The 14,270-nt window shown below is 35.8% G+C and carries 15 protein-coding genes and 1 riboswitch; of the genes, 14 read left to right on the top strand and 1 reads right to left on the bottom strand.

What is annotated here, in order from left to right; all coding sequences use genetic code 11:
- The first annotated feature begins 18 nt into the window (after window positions 1-18).
- Together rpsB and tsf are read left to right on the top strand one after the other, a co-directional pair.
- A complete protein-coding gene (rpsB, locus tag ABEG11_RS02205) occupies window positions 19-798 on the top strand; it encodes a 30S ribosomal protein S2 (RefSeq protein WP_348822570.1) in 780 nt (259 codons plus the stop codon).
- A 112-nt stretch (window positions 799-910) separates the two neighbouring features.
- Complete coding sequence (gene tsf, locus ABEG11_RS02200) at window positions 911-1,873, top strand: translation elongation factor Ts (protein WP_348822569.1); 963 nt, start codon at window positions 911-913, stop codon at window positions 1,871-1,873.
- 370 nt (window positions 1,874-2,243) lie between these two features.
- Here the strand turns inward: tsf and ABEG11_RS02195 are convergent, their stop codons facing one another.
- Complete coding sequence (locus ABEG11_RS02195; protein ID WP_348822568.1) at window positions 2,244-3,479, bottom strand: MFS transporter; 1,236 nt, start codon at window positions 3,477-3,479, stop codon at window positions 2,244-2,246.
- A gap of 240 nt (window positions 3,480-3,719) precedes the next feature.
- Between ABEG11_RS02195 and ABEG11_RS02190 the strand changes: the two genes are divergently transcribed.
- The 12 genes from ABEG11_RS02190 (at window position 3,720) to ABEG11_RS02135 (ending at window position 14,259) form a co-directional block, all read left to right on the top strand.
- Window positions 3,720-4,778 (top strand): Ppx/GppA phosphatase family protein, encoded by a 1,059-nt coding sequence (locus tag ABEG11_RS02190; protein ID WP_348822567.1) that lies wholly within the window; start codon window positions 3,720-3,722, stop codon window positions 4,776-4,778.
- A 179-nt stretch (window positions 4,779-4,957) separates the two neighbouring features.
- A complete protein-coding gene (locus tag ABEG11_RS02185) occupies window positions 4,958-5,659 on the top strand; it encodes a hypothetical protein (RefSeq protein WP_348822566.1) in 702 nt (233 codons plus the stop codon).
- Between the two features lies 1 nt (window position 5,660).
- Entirely contained in the window at window positions 5,661-6,218 is a 558-nt protein-coding gene (locus ABEG11_RS02180) for a DNA-3-methyladenine glycosylase I (protein WP_348822565.1), read from the top strand.
- Window positions 6,219-6,318: 100 nt separating this feature from the next.
- A riboswitch (TPP riboswitch) is annotated at window positions 6,319-6,415 on the top strand.
- Window positions 6,416-6,478: 63 nt separating this feature from the next.
- Window positions 6,479-6,685 (top strand): sulfur carrier protein ThiS, encoded by a 207-nt coding sequence (gene thiS, locus ABEG11_RS02175; protein ID WP_194644001.1) that lies wholly within the window; start codon window positions 6,479-6,481, stop codon window positions 6,683-6,685.
- A 319-nt stretch (window positions 6,686-7,004) separates the two neighbouring features.
- Entirely contained in the window at window positions 7,005-8,828 is a 1,824-nt protein-coding gene (gene thiC / locus ABEG11_RS02170) for a phosphomethylpyrimidine synthase ThiC (RefSeq protein ID WP_348822564.1), read from the top strand.
- A gap of 78 nt (window positions 8,829-8,906) precedes the next feature.
- Window positions 8,907-9,506, top strand: coding sequence for a thiamine phosphate synthase (locus ABEG11_RS02165; protein WP_348822563.1), 600 nt, complete (start codon window positions 8,907-8,909; stop codon window positions 9,504-9,506).
- Window positions 9,479-10,261 carry a hydroxymethylpyrimidine/phosphomethylpyrimidine kinase gene (locus ABEG11_RS02160; protein WP_348822562.1) on the top strand — a complete coding sequence of 261 codons (783 nt, stop codon included), beginning with the start codon at window positions 9,479-9,481 and terminating at the stop codon, window positions 10,259-10,261. Before ABEG11_RS02165 ends, ABEG11_RS02160 begins: the two co-directional genes overlap by 28 nt.
- Window positions 10,254-10,892 (top strand): thiamine phosphate synthase, encoded by a 639-nt coding sequence (locus ABEG11_RS02155; protein WP_348822561.1) that lies wholly within the window; start codon window positions 10,254-10,256, stop codon window positions 10,890-10,892. The genes ABEG11_RS02160 and ABEG11_RS02155 overlap by 8 nt, the downstream gene beginning before the upstream one ends.
- The gene (locus ABEG11_RS02150; protein ID WP_348822560.1) at window positions 10,873-11,649 is read left to right on the top strand and encodes a thiazole synthase; all 777 of its coding nucleotides are present in this window, start codon (window positions 10,873-10,875) and stop codon (window positions 11,647-11,649) included. The genes ABEG11_RS02155 and ABEG11_RS02150 overlap by 20 nt, the downstream gene beginning before the upstream one ends.
- Before the next feature lie 142 nt (window positions 11,650-11,791).
- Entirely contained in the window at window positions 11,792-12,169 is a 378-nt protein-coding gene (locus tag ABEG11_RS02145) for a GxxExxY protein (RefSeq protein WP_348822559.1), read from the top strand.
- Between the two features lie 120 nt (window positions 12,170-12,289).
- Window positions 12,290-13,426, top strand: coding sequence for a 2-iminoacetate synthase ThiH (gene thiH, locus ABEG11_RS02140; RefSeq protein ID WP_348822558.1), 1,137 nt, complete (start codon window positions 12,290-12,292; stop codon window positions 13,424-13,426).
- A gap of 122 nt (window positions 13,427-13,548) precedes the next feature.
- Complete coding sequence (locus ABEG11_RS02135; RefSeq protein ID WP_348822557.1) at window positions 13,549-14,259, top strand: HesA/MoeB/ThiF family protein; 711 nt, start codon at window positions 13,549-13,551, stop codon at window positions 14,257-14,259.
- Window positions 14,260-14,270 lie beyond the last annotated feature (11 nt).

The following is a 14,270-nucleotide window of genomic DNA, read 5'->3' as shown; positions in this document are numbered from 1 at the left end:
CGTAAACTAGTACAAAAAATGTCAAACAAAGTAGAAGTAAAAGAATTACTAGAAGCAGGTGTTCATTTCGGACACATGACTAGAAAATGGGATCCAAACATGGCTCCTTACATTTATATGGAGCGTAATGGTATCCACATTATCAACCTATATAAAACTGCAGCAAAAATCGAAGAGGCAAATGAAGCTTTGAAAAAAATCGCTGCGTCAGGTAGAAAAATATTATTTGTTGCTACCAAAAAACAAGCAAAAGACATCGTTGCTGATAAAGCAAAAGCTGCAAACATGCCTTACATCACTGAAAGATGGCCTGGCGGAATGCTGACTAACTTTGTAACTATCAGAAAGGCAGTTAAAAAAATGTCTTCTATTGATAAAATGAAGAAAGACGGAACATTCAACACTCTATCTAAAAAAGAGCGTTTGCAAGTTGATCGTCTTCGTGCTAAATTAGAGAAAAACTTAGGATCAATTGCAGATATGTCTAGACTTCCTGCAGCATTGTTCGTAGTAGATATCAAAGCTGAACACATCGCAATAAAAGAAGCTCAAAAATTAAACATTCCAGTTTTCGCAATGGTTGATACCAATTCTGACCCACGTGAGGTAGATTATGTTATCCCTGCAAATGATGATGCTTCAAAATCTATTGAGAAAATCTTATCATTAGTAACTGCTTCTATCGTTGATGGTCTTGCAAACAGAACATCTGACAAAGAAGCTGATACTGCTGAGGTTGCCGCTGAAGCAGAAACTCCAGCAGCAGAAGCTCAAGAAGCTCCAGCAACTGAAGAATAAATCAAAATAATTACGAATTATGAATTTAGAATTATGTAAATATTGCGTAATTCATAATTTGTAATTCGTAATTTCTTTTAAAAGAATTTTTAATCTTTAAAATAAAAAAAATATGGCAACAATTACTGCTGCAGACGTTAATAAATTAAGACAAATTACAGGTGCCGGAATGATGGACTGTAAAAAAGCTTTAGTTGAAGCTGATGGAGATTTCGATAAAGCGATACAAAACCTTAGAGAAAAAGGACAAAAAGTTGCAGCTAACCGTTCTGACCGTGAGTCTTCTGAAGGAGCTGCTGTTTCCTTTATTAATGCCGACAAAACTAAAGGAGCTATCCTGACTTTAAACTGTGAGACAGATTTCGTAGGCAAGAACGAAGCTTTCGTAACTCTAGCTAAAGAATTAGTTGAAAAAGCAATCAACTTCTCTTCTAAAGAAGATTTTTTAGCTTCCGATTTTAACGGACTTACTGTTGCTGAAAAATTAATCGAGCAAACTGGTGTTATCGGTGAAAAAATCGAAATCGGCGGTTTTGAAATTTTAGAAGGTGCTTTCGTTGGATCTTATGTTCACGTTAACAAAATTGCTGCATTAACTGCAATTTCTGCGCCAATTGCTAATGGTGATGTTTTAACTAAAGACATCTCTATGCAAGTTGCTTCTATGGGAGCTGACACATTATCTTACAAAGATTTTGATCCTGCTTTCGTTGCATCTGAACTTGCTGCTCGTATTGCTATAATCGAAAAAGAAAATGAAGAGGCAAAACGTTTAGGAAAAACTTTAAAAAATGTTCCTAAATACATTTCTTTCTCTCAATTAACTGAAGAAGTAATCAAACAAGCTGAAGAAGATGCTAAAGCTGAATTAAAAGCTGAAGGCAAACCAGAACAAATCTGGGACAAAATTATTCCTGGAAAAATTCAGCGTTTTATCTCTGATAATACTACTTTGGATCAAGAAAAAGCTTTATTAGACCAAAACTTCATCAAAGATGACAGTAAAAAGGTAGGCGATTATGTTAAAGGATTCAATGTTGAAATTACTGGTTTCAAAAGAGTTACCTTAGGATAATATAACCTATTGGTTTAAACAAACGAAATTTTAATTAAAGGATTTCATAGTTTACATATAGAATCCCATCTTGTTCTTCAAGATGGGATTTTTTATTTCTTTTTTAGAACAAAAAAACTAATTAGAAAAGTCAGCAAAGAGAATCAACATAAGGTTTTCAACACATTACAGAATCACTTTTTACAAATCAATAAAATTCTCTATCAAAAAAAATAATCGGCCTTACTCAAATACTATTGGCAACATTAACATTCTATTAAAAAAAAACAGCAGTAAACCAACTAAGGTCACTGCTGTTTTAAAATTATATCTTTACTATTTACGTAATCAGTTTTTTATTAAATCATTCAAAGAATGAACACGGATCAACTTAATCATTTACTTCTACAGGAACCATAGCTGCATTTTTTACTTCTTCCTTCTCAACCATTTTTGAAAGCCTAAAAACAAGCAATGTACCAACAACTCCCAGAACAGTCATAAAAATCCAATTAGATTCGTAACCTGAATTCTGAATAATTTCCATACCTGTTTTAGCACTTAATATATGAGCAAAACTATAACTCATTGTAAAAGCCGCCATATATTTCCCTTCCTGTCTATGCGATCTATCCATAGCAAATGAATTAGCAAACGGGAACGTAAGCATCACTCCGCAAGTCATAAAGAACATCATAGGAACTAAAACAGCTTCAAACGGCATCAATAACAATAAGAAACTAGTCGCCATCAGCAATAACCCTAAAGAAATAACTTTATGATTATTAATTTTATTTCTGCTTACATAATTCACTATAGGAAGCTCAAAAAGCAAAATCAGAAGACCATTTAAACTTAACAGCAGGCCACTATCAAATTCAGTCATATTAAACCTCTCTTTATGATACAAAGGCAAAGTAGTAAATATTTGGAAGAAAAGCATTCCTGTGATCAAACAAATAGCCAAATGCAGCATAAAAGGCTTATCTTTCATTACAGAAACTTTAACTTTAGGTTTGTCGTGGTGTTTATGCAGCTTAACAGGTATCTTTTTCTCTTGCACAAAAACCATGAAAACTATTATCGCCAATATACAAGTCAAACCATCAACATAAAATATATATTCATATCCCAATTGCATAATAATCAAACCACCTAATACTGGTCCGAAAAGAAAACCTAAATTAATAGCTGCACGTGTAAGAGAATAAGCACGGGCTCTGTCTTCTTTTTCAGTAAATGTCTTCAAGCAGACTAGCATTGCAGGCCTAAACATGTCAGCAATACTGGTCAGAATCAGAATACCAACGCAAAGCTCTTCGAAAGTAGTCGCATAATGCAATAGTATAAAAACTACACCACTGGCAAACAAACTAAATACCATGACTTTATAAAAGCCGATTTTATCCGATAGTTTACCACTTAACCAAGTTCCAATAATAGAACCCATCCCAAAGAAAACCATTACCCAGCCAATCTGGCTATACGTAAACTCCAGATTTTCTTTCATGTATTTTGACAGAAAGGGAATAACCATCGTCCCAGCTCTGTTAATAAATGTTATTAATGTTAGAATCCAAATCTCTTTTGGAAAACCTTTAAAATTGTCTAAGTATTTTTTTATCATAATAATATTTTTTTTGGGGCAAAAAATTTGTTCATCGAGGCAAAAATAGATTTTTTTTTGAATCAACCAACAAGTAAACCGTTAAAAAACAAAACATTTTCTAAACATTGGCAAAACAATTTAAAAACAATTAGAAAAATTTTACAAAAATATTTTTTTTAAAAAAAAACGCAAAATTAGTGGATTATTCAATTTTTAATATAGATTTGCATTTCTAAGAAACCCCAAAAAAATTACAATATGAAAGAAAAAATCTACTATCTAATAGTTTGCCTTGTGCTTTCCTATTCAACACAAGCGCAGCTCTACGGCGGAATAGAAATAGGAAGTAAAGGAATAAAAATGACAGTTCTTGATGTAGAGAACCTAAAAAGAAACACTTATGATGTTAAGGAGTTTTGGACAGAAAATGTTGGTATCGCAGCAGGTATTGGAATAGAAGGAGCTCTATTAGCCGAGGATATCGAAAAAGCAGGTGCTGTAGTTTACAACAATTACAAAAAAATGCTTAACGAATATAAAATTGAAGACAAAAATATTTTTATTGTTGCTTCATCTGGGGTTGGTCTAGCTAATAACACTAATGATTTAGTGGTAAAAATCAAAACTCTTACTAATAAAAAAATTGAAATCATCTCATCTTCTCTTGAAGCAAAATTACTTTTAAGAGGCTGTATTCCACCTAAAAACTACCTAAGCTCAGTAATTATAGATATTGGAGGAGGAAATACAAAAGGAGGATATGCAAAAGACATTAATGGTGCTTCAGTATTTTTTCCTATCTCTTGTGATTTAGGTACAGTTACATTGACAGAAATCATTAACAAAAAATGTAAGCAAAAAACTGTTTTTGAATTCAATGAAAATCTTTTTGACTATCTGCCTACCATCAGAGAAAGTTTCAAAAAAATGTACACTAGCCGTGCCGAATCGCAAGACAAAAACAACGTTTATATCTCTGGTGGAGCTGCTTGGGCATTTTACACTTTGTTAACGGGATTAAAAGCGGAAGAAAATTTCACGCAGATTCAATACGATGATATTTTATCAATTAGAACAATTGCAGAAAACAACTATCAAAGATTTGTAACTAATGCTGAAACAAATGCTGAAATGCAAAAAGTATTGAAAACTTATCAGCAAAGATATTTAATTGCAGCATTCAACCTTCTGGAAACATCACTTGAAGTTATTCCTAACATACAGAACAAAAAGATTTTCTTTGCAAAACAAGGTCAAATTGCCTGGTTAGTAAGTTATGTATTTGATAGTGCAAAAGGTGTTAAACAAATATACTAACATAAACTTATTCTAATTTTTTTTTATAAATTTTAGAAAAATAATATAAGGCTGTCCTAAAAAGGCAGCCTTATCTATTTAGACCAAGTCTTAAAAACATTTTTTAAAAAAGCATATTATTAGATTCAAAAAATAGATTATTTTTGAATAATTGTTCCAGTATCGCCAAAAAATAAATCATGAAAAATTTAAAAATAACAGTTACTATCTTATTGCTTGCAACGCTTTTTAGCTGTGGCAAAAATGAAAAAAATGAAGAGGCTCCAATTATAAATGACAAACAGCAGCAAGTTGAACCAAAGTCAACAGCTGCCAGTGACAGCATCACTCCGCAAGAAAAAAATACAGCATTACAGAGTCCTAATGACAGCATAGAAGCCATAAAAGAATCTATTTTAGGAAATCAAAATTACAAGAGGAAAGAAGAAGAGCCTTTAGCTACGGAAAACACAACCGAACCTGCAACTGCTCCTGCTAAAACTGCACCAGCAAAAACAGCAAAACGCTCTTTTGTTTACATCAAAAAAATATTGAACGAATGTGAAACGGGTGTAACAATGACGCAGGAAGATTTAGAAAGCAAGTTCAAAATTCCTAAAGAAGCTATGAAATTAGTCAAAAGCGTTACAAAAGTTGCTCCCAATGAACTGGATATAAAATGGAAATCAACTTGGCTGGTAGAAAAAATATCCGATGCAAAATTCAAAGACGGAAGACTAAAAGTCCGATTCGAAGATAATAAGATGTACACTTCAGGAGGTGCAATCTCTATAAAATACGAAAAGAAAATGTACTCTGATTTAGTCTTAATAGGCCGTGCTGCTTATATCCCAACAGTAAAAGGATATTATTGGCAAATAGGAAAAGACAAGGATAAATAAAATGGAGCTTCAAAGATGTGGCTGGTGCTTATCCAGCGATTTATATAAAAAATATCACGACGAAGAATGGGGAGTTCCTGTTTATGAAGATACCAAATTATTCGAATTCCTCCTTTTGGAAACTTTCCAAGCCGGATTAAGCTGGATTACCATACTCAACAAAAGAGAAAATTTCCGCAAAGCCTTTGATAATTTCGATTATAAAAAAATAGCTAATTATTCCGAAGCTAAAATTCAGGATTTACTGCAAGACACAGGCATAATCCGCAATCAGTTAAAAGTTCGTTCAGCTGTTTCAAACGCCATTGCCTTTATTAAAGTTCAAGAGGAATTCGGAAGCTTCTCCAAATACATTTGGGGTTTTGTCGATGGAAAGTCCATTATAAACAACCGAAAAAACTTAAGCGAAGTTCAAGCGACTACTCCCCTTTCCGACACCATCAGCAAAGATTTAAAAAAGCGCGGATTCAAGTTCGTAGGTTCCACCGTAGTGTATGCTCACATGCAGGCAACAGGCATGGTCAATGACCACGTAGCCGACTGTTGGAAGAGAAACTAACTCAAAACAACCGTTTTAACCCATAAAACACAAGTTACAACTGTAACAACTTTAATCAATTAATTGATTAAAGTTTCAAACTTTTTTCTCTACATTTGCTTTCACACTTTAGGGGTGTCTGCAAAAAAGCAGGCTGAGACTTTACCCTCGAACCTGATCTAGTTCATATTAGCGTAGGAAAAAGTAAGATGACTTCCATGTACCATTGCGTACACCCGTAGCCATTCCTAAAGTATAATTATGTACTAAATTCAAAAGGAATGGAACTCAAAATCAACAATCAAATCAAACAATTTGCACTTGACAGTCTCACTGTACAGGCACTTCTTGACTTGGAAATTCCCGAAAAACAAAACGGAATTGCCCTAGCCATCAACAACACCGTAATTCCAAAATCCGATTGGAATTCACACCTCATACAAGAAACCGACGATATCCTAATCATTTCAGCCACACAAGGCGGATGATTGGGGCGTGACATTAAGTTAAGGATTTCTTATTAAAATTTGTCTAAATATAATTCTCGCAGAGACGCTAAGACGCAAAGGAATCCGATTTTAACTTTGCGCCTCTGCGTCTTTGCGAGAGTGAAATAAAGCTTAACTTAATGACATTGGCTTCCATCCCTCACGCGGTTTCTGCAATACAAGAACTTTTCATTTTCAAGACAAGAAATAACGATCACAAAAAAAATTATTCAACAATGTCCACTCCAATTTCGGCTTCAAATTCGACAAAGTCTTCCTCCCCTTTGGGGAGGGTTGGGGTGGGGAAAAACACTAAGCTATGAACAACGAAGAAAAAATATCCCGACAACCTTTTCCAAATTCTACCAAAGTCTATATCGACGGAGAAATCCACCCAATCAAAGTAGCGATGCGTGAAATTTCACTTTCGGATACTAAAATTTCCAACGGTAGAATCGAAAAAAATCCACCTGTAACCGTTTACGATACTTCCGGACCATATACCGATCCAAACATCAACATTGATGTTCGTAAAGGATTGCCACGAATCCGCGAACAATGGATTCTAGACCGTAACGATGTAGAAGAACTAACTGAGATTACTTCAGAATACGGTAAATCACGTTTAAACGACGAAAAATTAAATCATTTACGTTTTGAGTATTTGCACAAACCAATGCGTGCCAAAAAAGGAGCCAACGTTTCCCAATTGTATTACGCCAAACAAGGAATCATCACTCCCGAAATGGAATACATCGCCATTCGTGAAAACCAACGCATCGAGCAATTAAATGAACAAACCAAAGCCATGCAATGCCAACACGCAGGTCATAGTTTTGGAGCTAATACTCCAAAATCGAAAATCACTGCCGAATTTGTTCGTAGTGAGGTAGCCAGAGGTCGTGCCATTATTCCAAACAACATCAACCACCCTGAAAGCGAACCAATGATTGTTGGGCGCAATTTCTTGGTAAAAATAAATGCCAACATCGGAAACAGTGCGGTTACTTCCAGCATTGAAGAAGAAGTTGAAAAAGCGGTTTGGGCTTGCCGTTGGGGAGCTGACACCATTATGGACTTATCAACCGGAAAAAACATTCACGAAACCAGAGAATGGATTATCCGTAACTCTCCAGTGCCAATCGGAACAGTGCCAATTTACCAAGCCTTGGAAAAAGTAAACGGAATCGCCGAAGATCTGACTTGGGAAATTTTCCGTGACACCTTAATCGAACAAGCCGAACAAGGGGTGTCGTATTTCACGATTCACGCCGGAGTTTTATTACGTTACATCCATTTAACAGCTAATCGTGTTACCGGAATCGTTTCTCGTGGAGGTTCGATTATGGCAAAATGGTGTTTGTTTCACCATAAAGAAAACTTCTTATACACCCATTTCGAAGAAATTTGCGAAATCATGAAACAATACGACGTAGCCTTTTCACTTGGAGATGGTTTGCGTCCAGGTTCTATCGCTGATGCCAATGACGCCGCACAATTCGCCGAATTGGAAACTCTTGGGGAATTAACCAAAATCGCTTGGAAACACGATGTACAGACATTTATCGAAGGTCCAGGTCACGTTCCAATGCACATGATCAAGGAAAACATGGACAAACAATTGGAACATTGCGATGAAGCTCCATTCTATACTTTAGGTCCATTAACTACAGATATTGCACCAGGTTACGACCATATTACTTCGGCTATTGGTGCCGCAATGATTGGCTGGTATGGCTGTGCAATGCTTTGTTATGTAACACCAAAGGAACACCTTGGTTTACCAAACAAAAAAGATGTAAAAGACGGTGTTATCACTTATAAAATTGCCGCTCACGCCGCCGATTTGGCCAAAGGTCATCCGGGAGCGCAATACCGTGACAATGCATTGAGTAAAGCACGTTTTGAATTCCGTTGGGAAGACCAATTCAATTTAGCGTTGGATCCGGATACTGCTCGTGAATTCCACGACGAGACTTTGCCTGCTGATGGCGCCAAAGTGGCTCACTTCTGCTCAATGTGCGGACCAAAATTCTGCTCAATGAAAATCTCACAGGAAATCCGTGATGTTGCCGAAGCTGAGAAAGGAATGGCAGCCAAATCGGAAGAGTTTATTGAACAAGGAAAAGAAATCTATATTTAGAATTAAGAATTTAGTATTAAGTATTAAGACTATCAGCACATCTTAATACTTAATACTCCCATCTTGATACACCGCATAATGATTGTAATAACAAATCCAATTCCGATAGCCAATGAAATCAGCACTATTCATTCTCTTTTTGAGAACGGATTGGAGTTGCTTCATGTTCGGAAGCCAAATTTTTCGGAAGAAGATATGATAACTTTCATAACGGAAATAAAATCGGATTTGAGAAAACGATTGGTTTTGCACAATCATCATCAATTGGCTTCAGTATTTGGCATCAATCGAATTCACTTTAGCGAAAGCGAAAGAAAAAAGATAGACAGATCAGCTTTGGAAACCTGCAGAACAAAAGGATTTCATTTATCAGCCTCGGTCCATTCGATAGAGGATTTCAATGCTTTGGAAAACGTTTTTGAATATGCTTTTTTGAGTCCTGTTTTTCCAAGTATTTCGAAGACAAATTATTCTTCAAAAACTGATTTATTCGAAGCCGTTAAAAACAGAACTAACTACGCCACAAAACTCATCGCTTTGGGCGGAATAGAATCCAAAAACATCAAACAAACATTAGAAAATGAGTTTGATGATGCAGTCCTATTAGGAGCCATTTGGAATCAGAATAATCCAATCGGAAATTTTAAATCATGTCAGAAAATCGTCCATTCGTTTTAACCATTGCAGGATTCGATCCATCAGGCGGTGCAGGAGTTTTGGCAGACATCAAAACCTTTGAGCAGCACAAAGTGTATGGTTTTGCAATCAATATAGGAAACACCATTCAGACCGAAAATGCTTTTTATGAAATACAATGGACAGACTTGTCTTTTGTTTTGAATTCATTGGACAAACTTTTCGGGAGCTACACTATTGAGGCAGTTAAAATAGGAATTGTGCCTTCATTGGAGTATTTGAAAGAAATTGTTTTTGCCATCAAAAGACTTTCGCCAAAAACAAAAATTGTCTGGGATACCGTTTTAAAATCCTCTACTAATTTTGATTTTACAACTATTGGGAATCGTCAGGATTTGAATGAAATTCTAAATCAGGTTGATTTAATTACACCAAATTACGATGAGATTAAAATCATTTTCCCAAACTTCTCGCCTCTCTCCTGTTTCATCAATTCATTGTCTCCCATAGGAAGAGAGTCAAATGAAGACATCATCTGCTCGGTTTTATTAAAGGGAGGGCACAATCCAAATGAAATGGGCGTTGACTACCTCTACACTGACAATGAAGTTCGTCAGCTTTTACCCAAAACTATTGAATGTTATGAAAAACATGGATCGGGCTGTGTATTATCTTCAGCAATAACCGCCAGCATTGCATTGGAACAAAACTTAGAAACAGCATGTCAAAATGCCAAAATATATACCGAAAACTATTTATTATCAACCCCAGCTAAACTAGGATTTCATTATGTATAACAAACTGCAATATATCTCTCAAGGAGACACCGTCGAAGAACAATTGTACAATATTCATCAGGCACTGGACAACGGATGCGATTGGATTCAAATGCGATTTAAAAATCAGAAGCCCAAAAAAGCTTTTGCCTTGGCCGAATCTGTAAAATTTTTATGCGAAGAATACCTCGCTAATTTCATCATCAACGACGATGTTCATCTGGCCAAACAATTCAATGCTGACGGCATACATTTGGGACTTTCCGATATGGGAGTTGAAGAAGCCAGAGCCATATTGGGCAAAACCAAAATTATTGGTGCCACGGCAAACACTTTTGAAGACATTGTAAAACAAGTAAATAATGATTGTGACTATATTGGTCTGGGACCATTTCAATTTACCAAAACCAAAAGTAATTTGAGTCCGATACTCGGTCTTGAAGGTTACCGCTCCATCATTGACAAAATGAAAGATACAGGAATTGAAATACCGATTTATGCCATTGGAGGCATTACACTTGAAAATGTGGAAGAACTAGTACAGACTGGAATTCACGGTATCGCTATTTCGGGCATTATCACCAAAAGCGATCAAAAAAGCAAACTCATTACAGAACTTAACGAAAAATTATATGGCAACGTCATTATTTAAAATAGGAGATAAAACATTGCAATCCAGACTGTTTTTGGGAACCGGAAAATTTGGTTCCAATCAGCAAATGGAAGAAGCCATTTTGGCATCAGAAAGCGAATTGGTTACTGTGGCTTTGAAACGTATCGATTTAGAAACCGAAACAGATGCAATTCTTGCACATCTACAGCATCCGCAGATTAATTTACTGCCGAATACTTCTGGTGCTAGAAATGCCAAAGAAGCCATTTTTGCGGCTCAATTGGCGAGAGAAGCATTAGAGACCAATTGGCTGAAACTCGAAATTCATCCTGATCCAAAATACCTGATGCCCGACCCAATCGAAACCCTTAAAGCGACTGAAGAATTGGCAAAATTGGGATTCATCGTTCTGCCCTACATTCACGCCGATCCGGTTTTATGCAAACGCTTGGAAGATGCCGGAACATCAGCTGTAATGCCTTTGGGTTCGCCAATTGGAAGCAACAAAGGATTAAAAACCATCGATTTTTTAGAAATTATTATCGAACAAAGTAATGTTCCTGTAATCATTGATGCTGGAATTGGCGCTCCATCTGATGCTGCTAAAGCAATGGAAATGGGTGCGGATGCAGTTTTGGTAAATACTGCGATTGCGGTTGCAGGAAATCCAAAACTAATGGCAGAAGCTTTTAAGGAAGCGGTTATTGCAGGAAGAAAAGCTTTTGAAGCAAAACTGGGGCAACAATATAAACATGCGATAGCTTCGAGTCCTTTGACGGCTTTTTTATATGAGTGATTTTTTTATTGGCACGCAAATTTTGCAGATTTACGCAGATAAAAATTAAAAAATCTACGTGTCTATCTTTAATTATTTTAAATTTAATATTTTGTAATAAAAAATTTACTTTTATTTGATTCAAATTTTAAATCTATACAAAATGACTGAAAATGATTTATCGTTCAAAATAAGAGGGGCTATTTTCAAAGTATATAACACACTAGGTCCAGGTCTATTTGAATCTGTCTATGAAAGTGCTTTATATTATGAACTGACAAAGATTGATTTAAAAGTAGAAAGACAAGTTGAAATTACAATTCCATATGATGAAATCATATTAGATGTTGGGTTCAAAATTGATTTATTAGTAGAAGACAAAGTAATTATTGAATTAAAATCTGTCGAAAATTTAGCATCAATTCATTATAAACAAACGGTAAACTATTTAAAACTAACAAATAAAAAACTAGGAATATTAGTCAATTTCAACACAGTTAACATTTTAAACGACATTAAAAGAATTGCAAATAAGATTTAACTGAATAAAGATAAAATTAATCGATAGGCACATATAGAAATCAATAAAAAAATCTGCGTAAATCTGCAAAATCTGCGTGCAAAAAAACCATGATCTATTTAGCGAATAAACGACACAAAAATGAACACATTCAAATCGGTTTTTGAACAGTATAATTGGGATACCATTCAAACCAAAATATACCAAACCACTGCCAAACAAGTGGAACAGGCCATTGCAAAAAGCAGAAGAAATCTAGACGACTTCTTAGCTTTGATTTCGCCTGCGGCAACAACTTATTTGGAACAAATGGCACAGGAATGCCATGAATTGACCAAAAAACGTTTTGGAAAAACCATCCAGATGTATGCGCCTTTGTATTTGAGCAATGAATGCCAAAACATCTGCACCTATTGCGGTTTCAGCTTAGACAATAAAATCAAACGCAAAACATTAACCGATTCGGAGATAAAACTGGAAGTGGAAGCACTGAAATCAACGGGTTTTGACCACGTATTATTGGTTACCGGCGAAGCCAATTACACTGTAAATATCAATTATTTTCTCAATGCAATTGATCAGATAAAAGAACAGTTCTCCACCATTTCAGTCGAAGTACAGCCTCTTTCGGCCGAAGAATATCAAAAACTGCACGAAGCTGGAGTATATTCGGTTTTGATCTATCAGGAAACCTACCATCAGGAAGTCTATAAAAAATACCATACCAAAGGCAAAAAATCCAATTTTGACTTTCGTTTGGACACACCCGACCGAATCGGGAAAGCCGGCATTCATAAAATAGGCTTAGGTGTTTTATTGGGGCTGGAAGATTGGCGGACGGATAGTTTTTTCAATGCCCTGCATTTAGATTATCTGCAGAAAACCTATTGGCAGACCAAATATTCGGTTTCGTTTCCGCGACTGCGTCCTGCTGAAGGCATCATCGAACCCAATTTTATTATGACAGATAAAGATTTGACCCAGTTAATCTGTGCTTACCGCTTGTGGAATGAAGATTTGGAGATATCAATTTCGACACGAGAAAACGAAATTTTCAGAAACAATATTATTCCGCTTGGCACAACAAGTATGAGTGCAGGATCAAAAACCAATCCGGGTGGCTATGTCGTTGATCCGCAGTCATTGGAACAGTTTGAAATTAGTGATGAGCGCTCAGCTCAAGAAATTGCCCAAATAATCAGTAATAAAGGATACGAACCGGTTTGGAAAGACTGGGACAGAACTTTTAGATTTCAGAATGCAGATTCTAGATTTTAGATTTCTGATTTGACGCAAAAAATCTACAATTCTATTTATTATCAAATAAAATCGAACAATAACAGGCAAATGAAGCAAAAATTTCTTCAATCTAAAATCGTTAATCAGAAATCTAAAACCCTATGAGTGTCGTTCAAGAATATTTAAGATACAACCGCCAGATGATGCTGCCTGAAATAGGTGACGAAGGTCAGGAAAAACTCAAAAATGCCAAGGTTTTGGTCATTGGTGCCGGCGGTTTGGGCTGTCCCATTCTGCAATATCTTGTACCTGCAGGAGTAGGAACCATCGGTATTGTTGATTTTGACAAAATCGAAATCCATAACCTGCACCGACAAATTTTATATACCGAAAATCAAGTGGGACTAAACAAAGCCAAAACGGCAAAAGAAACACTGGAAGTTATAAATCCATTGGTTACTATTATATCTTTTGAAGAAAAACTAACTGCTGAAAATGCTGCTCAAATTATTCAGAATTTTGATGTAGTTGTAGATGGTTGCGATAATTTTGCTACTCGCTATTTAGTAAATGATACCTGCGTTACTTTAGGAAAAACATTGGTTTACGGAAGCATTTTAGGTTTTGAGGGACAATTCGCCGTTTTTAACCATAAAGGCAGCAAAAATCTTCGGGATTTATTTCCAGAACCGCCCAATCCGAAAGACGTACCCAACTGCAGTTTGAATGGTGTATTAGGCACATTACCCGGAATCATTGGAACTATGATGGCTCACGAAACTTTGAAACTGATAATGGATCTGCCTGCATTAAAAAATGAATTGGTATTGTTCAGTACTTTGAATTGGGGTTTTAGGAAACTTAAGTTTTAGTTTTCAGTCAC

The organism is Flavobacterium aestuarii (assembly GCF_040049115.1).
GTDB classification, from domain to species: Bacteria; Bacteroidota; Bacteroidia; order Flavobacteriales; family Flavobacteriaceae; genus Flavobacterium; species Flavobacterium aestuarii.
Note: the sequence above shows the minus strand (reverse complement) of the source record. Positions and strands in the feature narration are given on the sequence as shown.

Excerpts from the sequence above, each read along its gene's own strand:
- ABEG11_RS02160 (WP_348822562.1), top strand. The coding sequence starts at position 9,479 with ATGTCAGAAAATCGTCCATTCGTTTTAACCATTGCAGGATTCGATCCA.
- ABEG11_RS02195 (WP_348822568.1), bottom strand. The coding sequence starts at position 3,479 with ATGATAAAAAAATACTTAGACAATTTTAAAGGTTTTCCAAAAGAGATT.
- ABEG11_RS02155 (WP_348822561.1), top strand. The coding sequence starts at position 10,254 with ATGTATAACAAACTGCAATATATCTCTCAAGGAGACACCGTCGAAGAA.
- ABEG11_RS02145 (WP_348822559.1), top strand. The coding sequence starts at position 11,792 with ATGACTGAAAATGATTTATCGTTCAAAATAAGAGGGGCTATTTTCAAA.
- ABEG11_RS02150 (WP_348822560.1), top strand. The coding sequence starts at position 10,873 with ATGGCAACGTCATTATTTAAAATAGGAGATAAAACATTGCAATCCAGA.
- rpsB (WP_348822570.1), top strand. The coding sequence starts at position 19 with ATGTCAAACAAAGTAGAAGTAAAAGAATTACTAGAAGCAGGTGTTCAT.
- thiC (WP_348822564.1), top strand. The coding sequence starts at position 7,005 with ATGAACAACGAAGAAAAAATATCCCGACAACCTTTTCCAAATTCTACC.
- ABEG11_RS02190 (WP_348822567.1), top strand. The coding sequence starts at position 3,720 with ATGAAAGAAAAAATCTACTATCTAATAGTTTGCCTTGTGCTTTCCTAT.
- ABEG11_RS02165 (WP_348822563.1), top strand. The coding sequence starts at position 8,907 with ATGATTGTAATAACAAATCCAATTCCGATAGCCAATGAAATCAGCACT.
- ABEG11_RS02135 (WP_348822557.1), top strand. The coding sequence starts at position 13,549 with ATGAGTGTCGTTCAAGAATATTTAAGATACAACCGCCAGATGATGCTG.
- tsf (WP_348822569.1), top strand. The coding sequence starts at position 911 with ATGGCAACAATTACTGCTGCAGACGTTAATAAATTAAGACAAATTACA.
- ABEG11_RS02185 (WP_348822566.1), top strand. The coding sequence starts at position 4,958 with ATGAAAAATTTAAAAATAACAGTTACTATCTTATTGCTTGCAACGCTT.
- ABEG11_RS02180 (WP_348822565.1), top strand. The coding sequence starts at position 5,661 with ATGGAGCTTCAAAGATGTGGCTGGTGCTTATCCAGCGATTTATATAAA.
- thiS (WP_194644001.1), top strand. The coding sequence starts at position 6,479 with ATGGAACTCAAAATCAACAATCAAATCAAACAATTTGCACTTGACAGT.
- thiH (WP_348822558.1), top strand. The coding sequence starts at position 12,290 with ATGAACACATTCAAATCGGTTTTTGAACAGTATAATTGGGATACCATT.